Genomic DNA, 15,612 nt, shown 5'->3' with positions numbered 1-15,612 from the left:
ATGTACCGTTGGTTGGATGAACGACTCAGCTTGTCCCGCTTCAACAAGAAGTTCCTGCGCAAGGCGTTCCCGGTGCACCACTCCTTCTTCCTGGGCGAGATCACCATGTTCGCCTTCATCACCCTGGTGCTCACCGGCATCTTCCTTACCTTCAACTACGAGCCCTCGAGCCGGCTGATCAAGTACATGGGCCGCGAGCTGCCCGCCGCCTACGCCTCCATCCTCTACATCGACTCGTTGCCCTTCGGGGCGGTGCTGCGCAGCGTGCACCACTGGTCGGCGAACGTGATGATCGCGGCGGCCTTCCTGCACATGCTGCGCATCCTCATCTCGGGGGCCTACAAGAAGCCGCGCGAGCTCAACTGGCTGCTCGGCCTCGCCCTCCTGGGCCTGAGCGTCGTCACCGCCTTCACCGGCTACTCGCTCCCCTTCGACGCCTTCAGCGTGACCGCCACCCAGATCGGTTACGGCATCGGCGCCTCGATGCCCTACATCGGCGAGTGGGTCTCGCAGCTGATCTTCGGCGGCGAGTACCCGACGCTGCACTCGATCCCGCGCGTCTACTCGCTGCACGTGCTCTGGTTCCCGCTGCTGCTCATGGCCCTGATCGGCGCGCACATGCTGATCATGATCAAGCAGAAGCACACCCAGCCGGCCTACGCCGAGAAGGTGGCCCCGGGCAAGATCCTGGGCGTGCCCATGATGCCCCAGCAGGGCTACATGATGGGCGTCCTCTTCCTGCTCTACCTGGCCGTCGTCTTCTTCATCGGCGGCAGCTACATCGCCCACCCGGTCGAGGCCTTCGGGCCGCCCACGGCCTCCACCCCGGCGGTCAAGCCCGACTGGTACTTCCTTTGGATCTACGGCATCCTGCAGATCATCCCGGGCGACCTCAAGATTCCGCTGCCCTTCGGCGCCGCCATCAACTCCGAGTTCATCGGCGGCGTGCTCGTGCCCGGCCTGCTGGGCATCGCCGCGGTGCTGCTGCCCTTCCTCGACACCCGCAAGACCAAGCAGCGCTACCTGGAGCTGCCCACCCGCCACCCGGTGCGCACCAGCGTGACCTTCGCGCTGATCGCGTTCCTGCTCACCACCTCGCTGGCGGGCTGGAAGCAGGAGTTCGGCTTCTCCAACCTGCAGCTTTGGACGATCATCATCGTGGGCACCCTGGCCACCTACCTGACCAGCTACCTGATCATCGTCTCCTACTGGGGCAAGGCCCCCAAGGGCGAAGCCGGCGAGCTGGAAGAGGCCTGATCCGCCTTTCGTGAACCTGGGGCCGGGCGCAAGCCCGGCTTCTTCGCGTAGCGGGGGTCCGCGCCGCGCCGCGGCCAGCGCCCGGGCACAGCCGCCGAGGGACTCGGGCCTCCACCGCCACCGTCCTTGCCTTAGGGGCCAGCCCCATCCACCACCGACTTCGCTACACGCCACGCGCCAGGTACCGCCGCCGCCCAGCATTCCAGACGAGCGGGCCGCCCGGACCGCGAGATGGACCAAGCCCGAGACAGGGCCGGAGTCGTGCCACGGGCGCCACGAACACCCGTCGCCCCAAACGAGGGGGGCGCGTGGTCCCCGAGATCCCGGATCAGGTCCGTGACGGGCCCGGAGTCGGAATGCGCAAGGTCAAGGGCCCGGCGGTTGGAAGCGCCAGCGGGTACGGCGGTACGCCGGCTCGCCTTCGCCTGAAGCGCGGCCACGATAAGATCCCCGGCGCGCTGCGCCTCGTCGGGGATGACGGAAAGGGGATGGACGGGCGGCCACCACAAGACCGCGGCGTGCGCGGCCAGCGGCCGCTGACCCGGGGTGGCGAGGGGTAGGAGCGGGAGGCGGTGGCCACGCGACCCGACGCGCGCTCGCGGCGCCCCCTTGCGCGGACGACGAAAGGGAAAGGGGGCCGCAGCAGCGGCGAAGGCGGGTCCGCGCGGACCCGCGCCCCGTGCGCGCCCTGGCCGCTAAGCGGCCGGCCTTACGCCTGGGAGGCGGAAGCGGCACCGGCTTCCGCCTCGAGCTTCGCCAGCAGCTCGGCGATTACGTCGAAGCCGCCCTGCCAGAAGCCGGGGTCGGTGATGTCGAACCCCTCGCGCGCCAGCAGCTCGGCGGGGGCGACGCTGCCGCCGGCCTCGAGGATGCGGAAGAGCCGCGGCTTGAAGGCCTCGCCCTCCTCCCGGTAACGCCGGTAGAGCGCCAGCACCAAGAGCTGGCCGAAGGCGTAGGCGTAGACGTAGAAGGGGGTGCCGTAGATGTGGGGGATGCTGATCCACTCCCAGTCGAATTCGTCCGACAGCTCCACCGCCTTGCCGAACTGGTCTTCCAGATTCCGGCGGTAGGCGGCCTTCAGCTCGTCGGCGCTCGCCCCCTCGGGGATCCGCCGGTGCGCCTCGATCTCGAAGAGGGCGAAGTAGGCCTGGCGCAGGATGGTGGCGTAGTTGCCGTCCATCTGGTCGAAGAGGACCTGGCGGCGCACCTCGGCGTCGGACTCGCGGGCCAGCAGGTGGTCCACCAGCAGCATCTCGGCGAAGGTGGAGGCCGTCTCGGCCAGCGGCATGGGGGCGTGGAAGGTAAAGACCGGGTGTGCGCCGGCGAGCATGCCGTGCACGGCGTGCCCCAGCTCGTGGGCCATCGTGCTCACGTCGTCGGGACGGCCCTGGTAGTTGAGCAGCACCCAGGGCACGGTGCCCGGTGCGGGCGTCCAGCAGAAGGCGCCGCCGGCCTTGCCCTCGCGCACCTCGGCGTCGACGTGGCGGCGTTCGAAGACGCGCGCGGCCAGCTCGGCGAAGCGGGGGTCGAAGGCGGCGAAGGCCTCGTCCACCATCCGGCGCGCCTCGGCGTAGCCGTAGCGCTTCTCGGCGGCGGTGACCGGGGCGTAGACGTCGTAGCGGCGCAGCCGCTCCATGCCCAGCACCCGGGCCTTGAGGCGGAAGTAGCGCTGGAAGAGGGGGGCGTTCTTGCGGCTCACCTCGAGCAACGTCTCCACCACCGCGTCGGGCAGGTCGTTGATCTTGTTGCGCACCGCGATGGCGCTCTTGAACCCGCGCACCTCCAGGTACTCGTTCTTCCAGTCGCTGACGATGTTCTGGTAGATCTGCGCCAGCACCGGCGCGTCTTCGGCGTAGACCCGGTAGAGCTCGCGGTAGGCGGCCGCGCGCACCTCGGGCCGCGGGTCGCGGGCGTAGACCATCAGTTCGCCGCGGGTCAGGGTCAGGCGCTCGCCGTCCACCTCGAGCGTGAACTTGTAGCGGCTGGTGATGGTGTCGTAGAGGGTGTCGAGGGCGGTGCGGCCGGTGGCGTTCTTGAGGTTGACGATCTTCTCCTCGCCCTCGCTGAGGGTGTAGGGCTTCCAGGCGCGCATCTGCTCGAGCCAGTAGCGGTAGCGCTCGCCGGCGGCGGCGATGAGGCGGTCGGCCTCGGCGTCGGGAAGGTCCTTGAACCACAGCTCGAAGAAGAGCGTCTGGTTTTCGACCTCGGCCGACTTCTGGCGCACCCGGGCGAGGAGCGCCTGGGCCTCGGGGTTCTGGGTGTCCTCGTAGAACCACAGCCCCGCGGCGGCGTAGGCGCGGTGCATCAGGTCGGCCAGTTCCTCGACCCGGCGCACGATCTCCAGGAAGCGCTCCGGGGCGAGGCCCGGCTTCAGCTCGTCACGCACGGCCTGCAGCGCCGCGGCTTTTTCGTCGAGCGCTTCGAGCGCCCGCATGAACTCGGGCGACTGCGGTCCGCCAAGCAGGTCTTCGAGGGTCCAGCGTTCGGGGGTGAGGGTGGCGTCCATGGAATCCACCATAACCCGCCCGTCTTAGGGGAGTGTGACCGGGGTTTCGGGGCGGAGGAACCGCGTCCAGGACGGTGGAAATGCATAACCTTGCTGCATAGCGCATACCATGGTATATTGATACTTAGGAAGCCCGGGAACGGGCTCTTTTTTATGGTCCCCGCCGTATAATCGGGGCTATGTACGAGCCGGTGATCGGGCTGGAAGTCCACCTCCACCTCAAGACGAAGACCAAGATGTTCTGCTCGTGCAGCGCCGACTACTTCGGCGCCGCGCCCAACACCCACGTCTGCCCGGTCTGCCTGGGGCTGCCGGGGGTGCTGCCGGTGCCCAACGCCCAGGCCATCGACTACGGCATCATGTTCGCGCTGGCGCTCGGCTGCGAGGTGCCCGAGTGGACCCAGTTCCACCGCAAGCACTACTTCTACCCGGACATGCCCAAGAACTACCAGATCAGCCAGTACGACCGGCCCATCGGCGCCCGCGGCGTCCTCGAGGTGGCTGGCGAGCGCATCGGCATCACCCGGGTCCACCTGGAAGAAGACGCCGGCAAGAGCCTGCACCCGGCCGGCGAGGGCCACACCCTGCTCGACTTCAACCGCGCCGGCAGCCCGCTGATCGAGCTGGTGACGGAGCCCGACATCAAGAGCCCGGAGCAGGCGCGCCTCTTTTTGAACCACCTGCGGGCCATCGCCCAGACCCTGGGCATCTCCGACGCCAACCCCGAGGAGGGCAAGATGCGCGCCGACGTGAACGTGAGCGTGCGCCGGCCCGGCGAGCCCTTGGGCACCAAGGTGGAGATCAAGAACCTCAACTCGTTCAGGAGCGTGCAGAAAGCGCTGGAGTACGAGATCGAGCGGCAGATCAAGATCCTCAAGAAGGGCGGCAAGGTGGAGCAGGCCACCCTGGGCTGGGACGAGAACGCCGGCCGCACCTACCTGATGCGCACCAAGGAAGGCGAGGCCGACTACCGCTACATGCCCGAGCCCGACATCCCCATGCTGCACGTCACCAAGGAGTGGAAGGCGCGGGTGCGGGCGGCCATGCCCGAGCTGCCGGCCGAGAAGAAACGGCGCTACCAGGAAGCCGGCGTGAAGGCCTACGACGCCGAGATTTTGGCCTACGACCGCGAGCTTTCGGGCCTGTTCGACGCCGCGCTCGCGGCCGGGGCCCCGGCGCAGGCGCTGGCCAACTGGCTCAACGCCGACGTGCGCGGCTGGCTGGCGGCCGGCGAAAAGACCGTGGCCGAGACCGGCCTCACCCCCGAGCACCTGGCAGCTTTGGTAAAGCTCGCGGACGAGGGCAAGATCACCAGCCGGGTGGCCAAGGAGCTGCTGCCCGAGGTGATGGAGGGGGCCGACCCGGTGGTGCTGGTGAAGGAGCGGGGGCTCGAGGCGGTGAGTGACGAAGGGGCGCTGGCGCAGATCGTGGACGAGGTGATCGCCGCCAACCCGGCGGTGGTGGAGCAGATCAGGGCCGGCAAGACCAAGGCCATCAACGCCCTTCTGGGCCAGGTGATGAAGGCCACCCGCGGCACCGCCCGCCCCGACCTGGTGCGCAAACTGCTGGCGGAGAAGATCGGGGTGGAGGCGTAGGGGCGGGCCCGCGGGGCCGCCCGAGCCGCGCGAAGGGGCGAACGGGCCTGTGGCCTCACCCAGCCCCGGCCCCGGGGTGGGGTTTGAATGTCTTCGGCCTATAGGAGCGCCACGGCGTGCTTTCGGTGCAGGGCCGAACAGGTAGGGGAGGGTTTGAAACCCTCCCCTACGTTTCAGCGCCTGCGGCGGCCGAGCCCCGGCTTTCCTTCCGGCATGGCCCCCGGATCTCGGCGGCGGGGCCGCCCCGTCCGGGGGATCGAAAAGGCGGCAAGCGGCTTGTAGCTTGTGGCCCGTGGTGCGCGTCGTCGCGCAGTAGGGGCAGACCCATGGGTTCGCCCTGTGGGTACGTGGTGCGGGGTACATGGTATGTGGCGGCAAGATGGCCCAAGGCTCGTGGTTTGTGAAATGCAGATAGGCTCCCTCCCCATCGGGGAGGGCCGGGGTGGGGGTCTTTGTAAGCGGCTCGTAGCCTGTAGCTCGTGGATCGTGCCCCGCGGACTGGAGCCGGTCATTTCCCCCTCCCCTGGGGGAGGGTTGGGGAGGGGGTTGTGGGCGTTGCATGAGCGCTTCGTCCGCTGCCGGTTCACATTCTGCCCCACCCACCGCGCACGGCGTACCGTGTAGCACCTCAAACAACCCCCTCCGACCTGCGGCCACCTCCCCCGAGGGGGAGGCGGGAACCCCACGGGGCGGCGGCCACGTCATCTTGGCGGTTCGCGCGGCATGGACCCCGGATCTCGGCGGCGGGGCCGCCCCGTCCGGGGAGTCGGAACGAGCGGCGTATGGGCTGTGGCTTGTGGTTCATGGGCAGCACAACGTCCGCGGCATGCGGTTCGCATCGGATAAAGTCCCCCTCCCTCGGGGGAGGGCCGGGGTGGGGGTTTGGACGGCGGCTGGTAGCCTGTAGCTCGCGGCCTGTAGTTAGCCCTTTAACGGCAGCGCTTCCTTCGGTGCTACCCACTGCAGGGCCCCCGGATCTCAGCGGCGGGGCCACATCGTCCGGGGCTACGTTGGTGGGTCGGGAAAAAGAAAAACCATCGTATCCCCGGCCAAGCGGGCGAAGCCCGCGCGAGCCGGGGCCCACGCCGCACCATGAACCCACGGCCGGGTTGGCGGATCCGGCCCGATGGCCGGCGAGGCTTTCGTCAGCTTGACGCGCCACGGCCCAACCTCGAATGCGCATTTGGCGCGAACCCCCGCGTTCGCAGGGGGCGGGCTTCAGGTCGTGACCGGGCGGGCTCCCATTCGTCCCCCGGTCGCAGGACCTGGCCGTGCAGCAGCGGCCGACCAACCTCGGGCGTTTGCGGTTCGCCTTCGGTATACTGGCTCCAACCGGAAGGAGGCCGCCATGAAGCTGGGGTTCGTGATCCTCTTCGCGCACGACCTGGCGCCGATGCTGGCGTTCTACAAAGACGCCGTGGGGTTCCGGGCGGGTGCCGAATACCCCGAGTGGGTGGAGTTCGACACCGGCTCCGCCCGGCTGGCCTTACACAAGGCCGGTCCCGACGACCCGGAGACCCGGGGCGTGGGGCTCTTCTTTACCGTAGACGACGTGGACGCCCTGGTGCGGCGGCTCGCGCAGCGTGGGCTCGAGCCCCAGACCCCGCCCGTGGACCAGGACTTCGGCTTCCGCACCGTGGCCTACACCGACCCGCTGGGCAACCGGGTCGAGTTCGGCGAACCGCTGGCGCCATAAAATAAGGTCGATGGCGGGCTCGCGCGGGGCGTTCCTTGTGGCCTTCCTGCTGCTGCTGAGCGCCGCTGCGGCGCAGCGGGTGGTTACGCTGGCCGGCATCGAGCACCACCCGGCGGCCTACGATGGCCGCCGGGTGGTGCTGGTCGGCTACACCTGGAGCTGGTTCAGCAAGACGCGGCCGGCGGCCTGCGAAGACGTTCCCCCGGCGCGGGACAACGTCATGCGCACCCGCTCCGACGGCTACTTCTGCGACGGCACCCGGGTGGCCTTCCTGCCGCCCGGGCGCGATGTGAACGTGCTCGCAGGCCCCGGCGAGCGCCACGGGGCGCTGCAGCTGGTGGCGCGGGTGCACGCCGGCCCCGAGGGCTGGTGGCTGGAGCCGCTGGAGCTACGCTGAGTCCAGGGTCCTGCGCAGCTCCTTGACGCGCAGGTACATCCGATCTGCCCCTGGCAGGTAGCTGAACCCGAAGCGCTCATACACCCGACCGGGCTAAGGCGTTTCCACCGCGAGCACCCTGGCGCCCGCCAGGTCCACCAGCGCGGTCAGGATCGTCTTCTCCGGGGTGGCGAAGCTGACCGTCCAGCGCCCTTCCGCGTCGGGTTCGGCGTAAACCTTCCAGCCGTCGTAGGGCTCCAGGAGCTCGCCCACCCGCTCCGAGGCGTAGGCGATCCGAACGGCGCGGTTCCGGGCCCGGCGGCGCTCCTGTTCGGCGTCGAAGGCCAGCGGATCGAACACCTCCTCGACGCGCCAGCGGCCCTCGTCACGCGCGATGCGCACCCCCACCGCGTCCTCGCCGCGCCAGTAGCGCACGTACCAGACGTCGTCCCACTTGTCGTACTCGATTTCTTCCTCCCAGTCGGCAGGGTCTTCCAGCAGCGCCTGCACCTCGGCGTCGCGCGCCACCAGCCGCCGCAGCTGGGGCAGGATGCGCGCGCGCTCGGCCGGGGTCGGGTCCACCGGAAGGTAGACGTCGTGCACCTCCTTCGTGTCCAGGTCCACGTAGGCCTCGCCCAGCCACTCGTCTTCGCGCTCGAACCAGACGTGCCAGACCGCGCCGTCGTCCTCTTCGGCCCCGGCGCTCCAGCCGGGGTAGCGGGCCAAGCGCGGCCGCGCCTCGCGGCTCTTCGCCACCAGGACGATGGCCCGGCGGGCCGCGGGCTCCAGGCTTTTGAACTCCCGGCTCTTCAGGAACGAGCCGGCGGCCAGCACCGGGGCCAGCACCAGCAAAGCGACTCCGAGCCACCTCTTCATCCCTGCACCTCCTCGAAGATTCCCAGCGGCCGCGGCCGGTAGCCGGGGAAGACCTGCGCCACCTCGGGGTTGCCCAGCCGCCTCGTCACCAGCTCGCCCAGCACGTCGCGGAAGTCGGTGGTGACCGCCAGGTCGCCGTCGGCGAGCTGCTCGCGGGCCAGGCCCGGCCAGCGGCCGTAGACCCTGCCGCCCCGGACCCCCGCGCCCAAGAGCCACATCACCCCGCCGTGGCCGTGGTCGGTCCCGGCGCTGGCGTTTTCCTCGACCCGGCGGCCGAACTCGCTCATCACCACGACGGTAACGCCCCGGGCGTCGTCGCCCAGGTCGGCCCAGAAGGCGGCCAGAGCGCGGGCAAAGGCGGCGGCGTTCGCAGCGAAGCGGCCGTTTTGCACACCCTGTCCCTCGTGGGTGTCCCAGCCGTCCGAGTCCACCGTGGCCACCTCGAGCCCCACCCCCGCCTTGATCAGCCGCGCGACCTGCGCCAGGCCGCGGCCGAGGACGTCGTCGGGGTAGGCCTTTTCGCCGCCCGGACTGCGGGCCAGGTCGGCGAGCATCTCCAGCGAGCTCCAGACGCTGCGCGCCACCGGCTCGAGCGGCCCGCTCCCGGCGTAGAGCCGCCGCAGGGCCGCCTGCATCCGCGGCCACTCGCCGTCGCGCCCCTGCAGGTGGAACTCGGCGATCGAGCGCAGCGCCAGCGGGGTAACCGGCCCCAGCAACGCGTCGGCCACCACGTCCCCCAGGCCCACGGCGCGGAAGGGCGAGCCGCTGCGGCGGGCGGTGAGGGCCAGGTGACGGCCCAGCCAGCCGCTGCGGGCGGACTTGGCGCCCGGGGTGCCGAACTCCATGTACTGCTGGGCGTCGAAGTGGCTGCGCGTTTCGTCGGGCGAGCCGGCGGCGTGGACGACGGCCAGCCGCCCCTCGCGGTAGAGGTCGAAAAGCGGCGCCAGCTCCGGGTGCAGCGCGAAGCGGCCGTCCAGGTCGAGGCCGCCGTTCTTGCGCCCCGGTTCGGGCACGGCCGTGGTGGGGCGGCGGTCGTAGTAGCGGTCGCCCTCGGCGTAGGGGGCCACCAGGCCGAGGCCGTCGGCCCCGCCGCGCTGGAAGACGACGACCAGGGCGTCGCGACGTTCGCGGTCGCCCTCGGCGAAGGCCAGCTGGGCGTGGAGGCCTGGGAAGAGGGTGTGGCTCACGCCCAGCACCCCCAGGGTCTTGAGCAGGCTTCTTCGGTTCACGTCTCCTCCTTCAGATCCACTGAAACTCCGGCGCCGAGAGCAGCAGGGCGAAAAGGCCGGCGCGCTTGCGCCCCGCGAGGGTGGGGGTGAGCGCGCGGTCCGCGCCGGCCCCGTCGGAGGCGTAGTCCACCAGCGCCGCCAGCCGGTCGGGTGCGGGCTCGTGCCCCCAGACCTCCAGGGCGGCGGCACGCACCCAGGCCCCTACGGTGGCGGCCGCGGGCGTGCGCCTCTCCAGCTGCGCGAGCAGTCCCCAGCCCCCATCGGGATCGCCGTCGGCCTCCTGGGTCAGCTCGAGCGCCACCTGCCAGCGGGCCAGCAGCCCCGAGGTCCCCGACCAGGCGCGGGCGTGCGTGGGGTAGCCGTCGGGCGTCTTCCAGCCCAGGTAGGGCTGGCCGAGGCGGTTCAGGGTGTCGCGCAGCCGCCACTCGTCGGTGAAGACGGTACCCGTCGCTTCCATGGCGGCGGTCAGGATCTCGAGCGGCGTGCGCAGGCGCCGGCCGGCGGCGGCGTAGAACTCGGGGGCGCCGAAGAGCTCGCGCAGCACGGGCCGGATCCTTCCGCGCTCGCGCCGGAAGACGGCGGCCAGCCGCTCGACCAGGCCCGCGGGCGGGTCGTCGCTCACGAACCACTGCGCCAGCTTGCGGGCGACGAAGCCGGCGGTGGCGGGGTGTCGGGCTGCCAGGTCGAGCAGTTGCAGCCCGTCGGCGATGCCCCGGCCGGCGGGAAAGGCGTGGCCGAGGATACGCTTAGGGCCGTCGTCGTGCTCGTCGCCGTTGAAGTAATAGCCGTCTTCGCTGCGCGGGTGGGTGGTCCAGCCGGTGAGGGCGCGGGCCGCCTCCTTGACGTCGCGCTCGCTGTAGCCGCCGTCCACCCCCAGGGTGTGCAGCTCCAGCAGCTCGCGGGCGTAGTTCTCGTTGGGGTGTTCCTTGACGTTGCCGTCGGCGTTCAGGTAGACGAGCATCGCCGGGTGGCGGGCGCTGACGAAGAGCAGGTCGCGGAAGCGGCCCAGGGCGTGGCGCCCGAGGCTGCGGTGGTAGTGGGCCAGCCAGAACCCGGCGGCTTCGGCGGGCACGTAGAAGTGGTTGACCCAAAAGGCTTCCAGCCGCGCCGCCAGCCGCCGCCGCGAGCGGCTGTGGAGGAGCAGGTGGCGCTGCAGCAGCCGGTAGTAGGCCCGTTCCTCGCCGCCCTCGAGCCGCGCCAGCTCGCGAGGATGAAGCTCCAGCAGCTTCAGCGCCTCGAGGCCACGGTCCACCTCCGGGTCTTCGGGCAGCCGTTCGGGGTGCAGCTGCTCTTCGACGAAGGCTTCCCGGCCCAGCTCGCTCAGCCGCCGGGCCGCCCAGCCGGTGGGCAAGAACCCCAGGCGCAACAGCAGGTGGGTGTCTTTTTGGCTCAGGCTCACGCCGCCCCCTTTCGCCGCCAGGCTAGCGCCGCCGCCGCCCCGATCCGGACGTTGGGCGACGAACGGTCGATTTTGCGCGACAAGCGGGAGGCTGTCGGTTGGGGGAGGACAAGTCGGCGGGCGGAAACGCACGCTCGAACCCCCGAACGCGGGTCTTAAAGGGCCAACCGGACCGGAGCCACTTGCCCGGCCGGTCGCGCGCAAGAGAAGCGAACGACCGTTCGCAGGGACTCCAGTCCGGGAACCGTCGCCGGGCTCGACACGCAGCGTTTCTTCGTCGCCTTTGGAGAAGGGGAGGGTACGGGCACCGCACCGCAGCACCCGCCAAGCCGCGCGTTCCTGGACCGGTGCGGCGGCGGGCGGCGGGGTGAGTTCTCTCCGCGGCGCTTAGGGCTTGGGCTCCGGAATGGGGCCTCCGGTCGCTGCGTGGATCCTTTGCGGGTGCAGGGTTCCGGGCGCGGATCGGGCCGCCGTTTCCTCGGCCGCCGCGTAGACCAAGTAGCGCTGCGGGCCCAGGGGACCCAGGGCGTTCAGCGGGTAGCAGGTGATCAGCACGAGCTCGTCCCTGTCGCTGGCCAGGCGCAAACGGCTCTGGCGCACGTCCACCACGCGGCTACCCTCGACCCGGTAGCCGTGACGGCGGCCGTCGGGGGTTTCCAGCTCCACCAGGTCGCCCGGTCGCAGCTGCCCCAGGAACGAAAAGTGGGTTTCACGGTGGCCGCTGATGGCGGTCACCCCCGGTCGCCCCGGAGGTTGGCTGGCCAGCAGAAAACCGGGGCCGAAGGCCAGGGTGCGGTTGCTGGCACCGGCGAGCACGATCTGCTCCACGCCCAATCGCGGCACCCGCAGGCGCATCAGCGCCCGGGTATCGGCCCAGGGCCAGGGGCGGGCGTCCGCCGCCCCGACCCGCTCCAGCCGCCAGGACCGCTCCAGCAGCACCTGGGCCAGCTGCGCCTTCAGAAAGAGGTAACCGCCGCCGGCAAGCTGCCACACGCCGAAACCTAGCACCAGCGCGGCGGCAGGCCCCAGCCAGCGGCTTTTCAAACGAGCCCCCTGCGCCTGAGTCGTAACAGGTACGCGGCTAGCAGGAGCGCGAGGGCGCCCGTCAGCATCCGCAGCGGAGCCGCGGTGGCGGTGGTGGGGTAGCCGCTGGTCTCCGCAGCTGCGAACGCGCCCCTCACGGTTACCACGGGCCGCTTCAGTATCTGAGGGGGCACCTTTTGCCCTTCGGGGACCTGAAGCGGCACCTCGTCCGTCTGCAGCGCTTTGCCCGAGGGACGGGCCGGGGTCCGGTCCACGGCCACCAGGCTGGTGTAATCGGTGATCAGGTGGTGCGCCAGCGCCACCCTGGTGATTTCCTGTTCCAGCTTCTCGGCGTCTCCGCCGCGAATCATCGCGTCTTTCAGGCTTTCCACCTTCGCCCGCGCCCACACGAGGGCTATGCGGCCTCTCGGGGCGTCGGCAAGGTTGAGGCTGCGCGCCCAGGTGTGCCCGTTGCTCTCGCCGTGGATGGCGACGACGCTGTTCAGGGTGGGCAGGCGGATGCTGACGACCACGGGCTCGCCCAAATACAGGTTGGGCACGAGGGCCGGATAGACTTCGCTGCCGCCGGGGAGCACCATCCGTATGCCGGTGAGCACGGGGTGCTCCAGCATGGCGAAGAGCTCCTGCATCTTGTCCGCGACCTCGGCGACGTCGCCGATGTAGGTGTAGCTGCCGTGCCCGAACTCGGCCGCTTTGCGCATGAAGTAGCTGTTGGGGGCCGAGCCGATGCCGACGGTGAACAGGTTGGCGCCGAGCAGAAGTTTTTCGATCAGTCCGAACAGGTAGGCCTCGTTGCCTACGCTGCCGTCGGTGATGAAGACGACCTGGCGGAGGTAACCCGCCGGGGGCGGTTCCTTCAGGGCCAGCTGGATTGCTTTGGCCATCTCCGTGCCGCCGTCGGCCACAAGGCCGTCCACCAGCCGCTTCGCCATGAGCACGGTCGCCCGGTCGGCCGCCGCAGAGCGGTCGAAGAAAGCGCGCGCTTCGTTGTCGAACTCCACGACGTTGAACCGATCCCTGGGCGTAAGGCGCTCGAGCGCCAGCTTGAGCGCCTGCTTCGCCTGTTCCATCGAAGTACCCTCCATGGAGCCGGAGGTGTCGATGATGAAGATAAGTTCGCGGGCGGGCCGCTCACGCGGAGGATCGAGGGTGGGCGGCATGAGCATGACCAGGGCGTAGTGCTCACCCGCCACTTCCTCGGTGAAGGCGGCCGCGGCGGGAACGCGGGCCACCCCCGGGTTCCAGACCAGCTCGAAGTCGTGGGCGGTCGTGGTTTCCAGCTCGATGAGGTAGGCGTCGCCTTCGCGGGCGGGCTGCACCTCGTGGTAACGGCTCTCGATCTTGTTCAGCGGAAAGCCTGCGTTCAGGCGCACGCGCAGGGTGACGGGGTGTTGCGTACCCTCGGCGTAATGCGGTGTGATTCGCGAGGCGTCGGGCACCTGGTCGGTGTCGGGCGCGAAACCCCGACCATCGCTCTGCTGGGGCAGGGGCGTACCGGGAGTGTAGCGCGGCGTGATCGCCAGAGGAAAACGCCAGGAGAAGACCCCGCCGCGGTAGTCGAGCACCTCGCTGTAGCCGATCTCGACGACGACCGTTTCTCCGGGGGCGATGTTGGCCACCGAGGTGGTGAACATATTGGGTCGTTGCTGTTCCACGAGGCTGGCGCGCTGCCCTTCCCCCCTGGCCTTTTCGTAGGTCTGCCGCGCCTGCTCGCGCGGCTGCACCTCGCCTACGATCACCCGTTCCCCGATCACCATCTTCAGCTGGTCCACCGCGGCGTCCTCGGGCAACGGGAACACGTAGACGGCCTCCACCCAGGCGTCGCTGTCGTTTCGGAAACTCTGCTGTACGCTGACGCGCGCGACGAGGCCGGAGATCTCGGTCTCCACCCTGGTGGCCACCTTGGTGGCCGGGACGTAGACCCCGCTTTGCTCGGTGGTGAAGAGCAGCTCGCCACTGCCCAAATGCTCCAGATCGACCTTCACCGCCGCGCCTGCGAGCGCGAGGCCCGCAACGAGCCAGACGACTGCGAACCCCGCCCATACGAAGGCTGCCGGTAATCCCTTACCTGCTGCTTTCATTGCGCCCCCTTTCGCTACCGCTTGTTGAGTAGTATACACATTATACACAACTACATCAACATACTCATGTATGCTTCGAAACCAGCGTAGCCGAGCGGGATTGGAACGAACCGGAGCGGATCGCGATCTCCGAACGACCCCAAGCAAGCAAATAGGGGGAGTAGTATGGGATCAAACCAATGCACGATCGCCCGCGACGGGCCGATGGGAGGAGCGTGACGATCAACCAGGAACGGGTGGCATGTTCTAAAGAACCGAGCGAGGCCGCAGGGTTTACCCGGTGGGTGACCGGATGAACGGCTCGCCGGGCGGCCTTCGCCTCCTGGCGGCGGTGGGCGCGCTGGGCGGTAAGTTCCGCCTCTTCTGGGGCCCTTACGGCGTCCTCTCCCTGAGCGACGGCTTTCGGCGCATCGCGGTGCTGCTGTGGGTCTACGAGGTCAGCGGCCAGAGCGGCTGGGCGGTGGCGGCGATCATGCTGGCCGAGGTGATCCCGCGCCTGGTGACGGCTCCCTTCGTGGGCGTCTTCGTCGACCGCGCGGGGCCGGGCCGGGCCATCAAGCTGGCGGCCTTCGCGCTCGCTGGCGTCAGCCTGACGCAGGCGGGCGTGGCCCTGGCCCACCAGGGGGTGGTGGTCATGATCGCTTTGGTGGCCCTCGCGGCCCTGGCCGAGCTGGTTTCCGCGACCGCGTCGGAGTCGCTGCTTCCGCGCATCGTGGCGCAGGAGAAGCTGCAAACGGCCAACGCGGTGCTGATGAGCACCTACCAGGCGGCCCTGATCGTCGGCCCGCCGCTGGGCGCTTTCATGTACGAGCGGCTGGGCCGGGCCTCGGTGTTCCTGGCCGACGCCGCCGTCCTCTTCGCGGCGGCGTTGCTGTTGCTGCGCCTCCCCTCCCGCTTTGCCGCCACGGCAAGCGAAGAGGCGCCCCACTTCTGGTCGCAGATGGTCGAAGGCTTCCGCTACCTGATCGGCCACCCCGTCTTGCTGCTGCTGGCGTCCACCAGCTTCCTGGTGGCGTTCTCGGCGGGCATCAACAGCACCGCGATGGTGTTTTTCATGGAGTCGCTGGGGCGGAAGGCGGCCGACGTCGCCTGGCTGGGGTCGGCCAACGGGCTTTTCCAGCTGCTCGCGGGCGGCTTCGTGGTGGCGTTCGCGCGGCGGATCCCCAGCTCTTCCTGGCTCCTGGGCGCGGGGCTGGCCGTCCTGACGCTGGGGGCGGCGGGGCAGGCGGCGGCCACGGGGTTCCTCTGGCTGATCGTGGCGGTGCTCGTCGGCTCCGCCGGCAACAACCCCTTCAACATCGCCTACAGCACCCTCTTGCAGACGCTCACCAAGACCAGCCACCTGGGGCGGGTCAAAGCCCTGACAGGCGCCCTGGTGAGCGTCACCTTCCTGCTGGGCGCGGGGGCGGCCGGGGCGCTGCTCGCGGTGTACCCGGCCCGGGCGCTGCTGGTGCTCTCGGCGACGGCCATTGCCACGGCGCTGGCCCTCTACCTGCTGGTGCTGCGCCGGCGCCTGGGCGACGCGTAGGTTTGTTAAGGGTTTGGGGTGACCG

Annotated in this window: 11 protein-coding genes; 5 read left to right on the top strand and 6 right to left on the bottom strand. The window is 69.8% G+C overall.

Annotation, left to right across the window (positions count from 1 at the left end):
- The gene (locus HNQ05_RS03345) at positions 1-1,257 is read left to right on the top strand and encodes a cytochrome b (RefSeq protein WP_147145479.1); all 1,257 of its coding nucleotides are present in this window, start codon (positions 1-3) and stop codon (positions 1,255-1,257) included.
- 709 nt (positions 1,258-1,966) lie between these two features.
- Here HNQ05_RS03345 and HNQ05_RS03340 read toward each other — a convergent pair.
- Positions 1,967-3,763 (bottom strand): M3 family oligoendopeptidase, encoded by a 1,797-nt coding sequence (locus tag HNQ05_RS03340; protein ID WP_246104076.1) that lies wholly within the window; start codon positions 3,761-3,763, stop codon positions 1,967-1,969.
- Positions 3,764-3,942: 179 nt separating this feature from the next.
- Between HNQ05_RS03340 and gatB the strand changes: the two genes are divergently transcribed.
- The 3 genes from gatB to HNQ05_RS03325 all read left to right on the top strand — a co-directional run bounded on the left by gatB (position 3,943) and on the right by HNQ05_RS03325 (position 7,451).
- A complete protein-coding gene (gene gatB, locus HNQ05_RS03335; protein ID WP_147145482.1) occupies positions 3,943-5,358 on the top strand; it encodes an Asp-tRNA(Asn)/Glu-tRNA(Gln) amidotransferase subunit GatB in 1,416 nt (471 codons plus the stop codon).
- A 1,348-nt stretch (positions 5,359-6,706) separates the two neighbouring features.
- On the top strand, positions 6,707-7,054 hold the full coding sequence (locus HNQ05_RS03330) for a VOC family protein (protein ID WP_183677585.1): 348 nt from the start codon (positions 6,707-6,709) through the stop codon (positions 7,052-7,054).
- Positions 7,055-7,064: 10 nt separating this feature from the next.
- Positions 7,065-7,451: a hypothetical protein gene (locus tag HNQ05_RS03325; RefSeq protein ID WP_147145487.1), complete on the top strand. Its 387-nt coding sequence runs from the start codon at positions 7,065-7,067 to the stop codon at positions 7,449-7,451.
- Between the two features lie 93 nt (positions 7,452-7,544).
- Here the strand turns inward: HNQ05_RS03325 and HNQ05_RS03320 are convergent, their stop codons facing one another.
- The 5 genes from HNQ05_RS03320 to HNQ05_RS03300 form a co-directional block, all read right to left on the bottom strand.
- On the bottom strand, positions 7,545-8,306 hold the full coding sequence (locus HNQ05_RS03320; RefSeq protein ID WP_147145489.1) for a hypothetical protein: 762 nt from the start codon (positions 8,304-8,306) through the stop codon (positions 7,545-7,547).
- On the bottom strand, positions 8,303-9,535 hold the full coding sequence (locus tag HNQ05_RS03315) for a DUF1501 domain-containing protein (RefSeq protein WP_147145491.1): 1,233 nt from the start codon (positions 9,533-9,535) through the stop codon (positions 8,303-8,305). Before HNQ05_RS03315 ends, HNQ05_RS03320 begins: the two co-directional genes overlap by 4 nt.
- 10 nt (positions 9,536-9,545) lie before the next feature.
- A complete protein-coding gene (locus HNQ05_RS03310) occupies positions 9,546-10,934 on the bottom strand; it encodes a DUF1800 domain-containing protein (protein ID WP_183677583.1) in 1,389 nt (462 codons plus the stop codon).
- A gap of 387 nt (positions 10,935-11,321) precedes the next feature.
- Positions 11,322-11,978, bottom strand: coding sequence for a class GN sortase (locus HNQ05_RS03305; RefSeq protein WP_147145495.1), 657 nt, complete (start codon positions 11,976-11,978; stop codon positions 11,322-11,324).
- Entirely contained in the window at positions 11,975-14,059 is a 2,085-nt protein-coding gene (locus HNQ05_RS03300; RefSeq protein WP_147145497.1) for a marine proteobacterial sortase target protein, read from the bottom strand. Before HNQ05_RS03300 ends, HNQ05_RS03305 begins: the two co-directional genes overlap by 4 nt.
- A gap of 292 nt (positions 14,060-14,351) precedes the next feature.
- On the opposite strand from HNQ05_RS03300, the gene HNQ05_RS03295 reads away from it, so the two are divergent.
- Positions 14,352-15,587 carry an MFS transporter gene (locus HNQ05_RS03295; RefSeq protein WP_147145499.1) on the top strand — a complete coding sequence of 412 codons (1,236 nt, stop codon included), beginning with the start codon at positions 14,352-14,354 and terminating at the stop codon, positions 15,585-15,587.
- The last annotated feature ends 25 nt before the right edge of the window (positions 15,588-15,612 follow it).

Source organism: Oceanithermus desulfurans, assembly GCF_014201675.1.
GTDB classification, from domain to species: Bacteria; Deinococcota; Deinococci; order Deinococcales; family Marinithermaceae; genus Oceanithermus; species Oceanithermus desulfurans.
The sequence above is the reverse complement of the archived record's forward strand: the minus strand, read 5'-3'. Positions and strand labels throughout refer to the sequence as shown.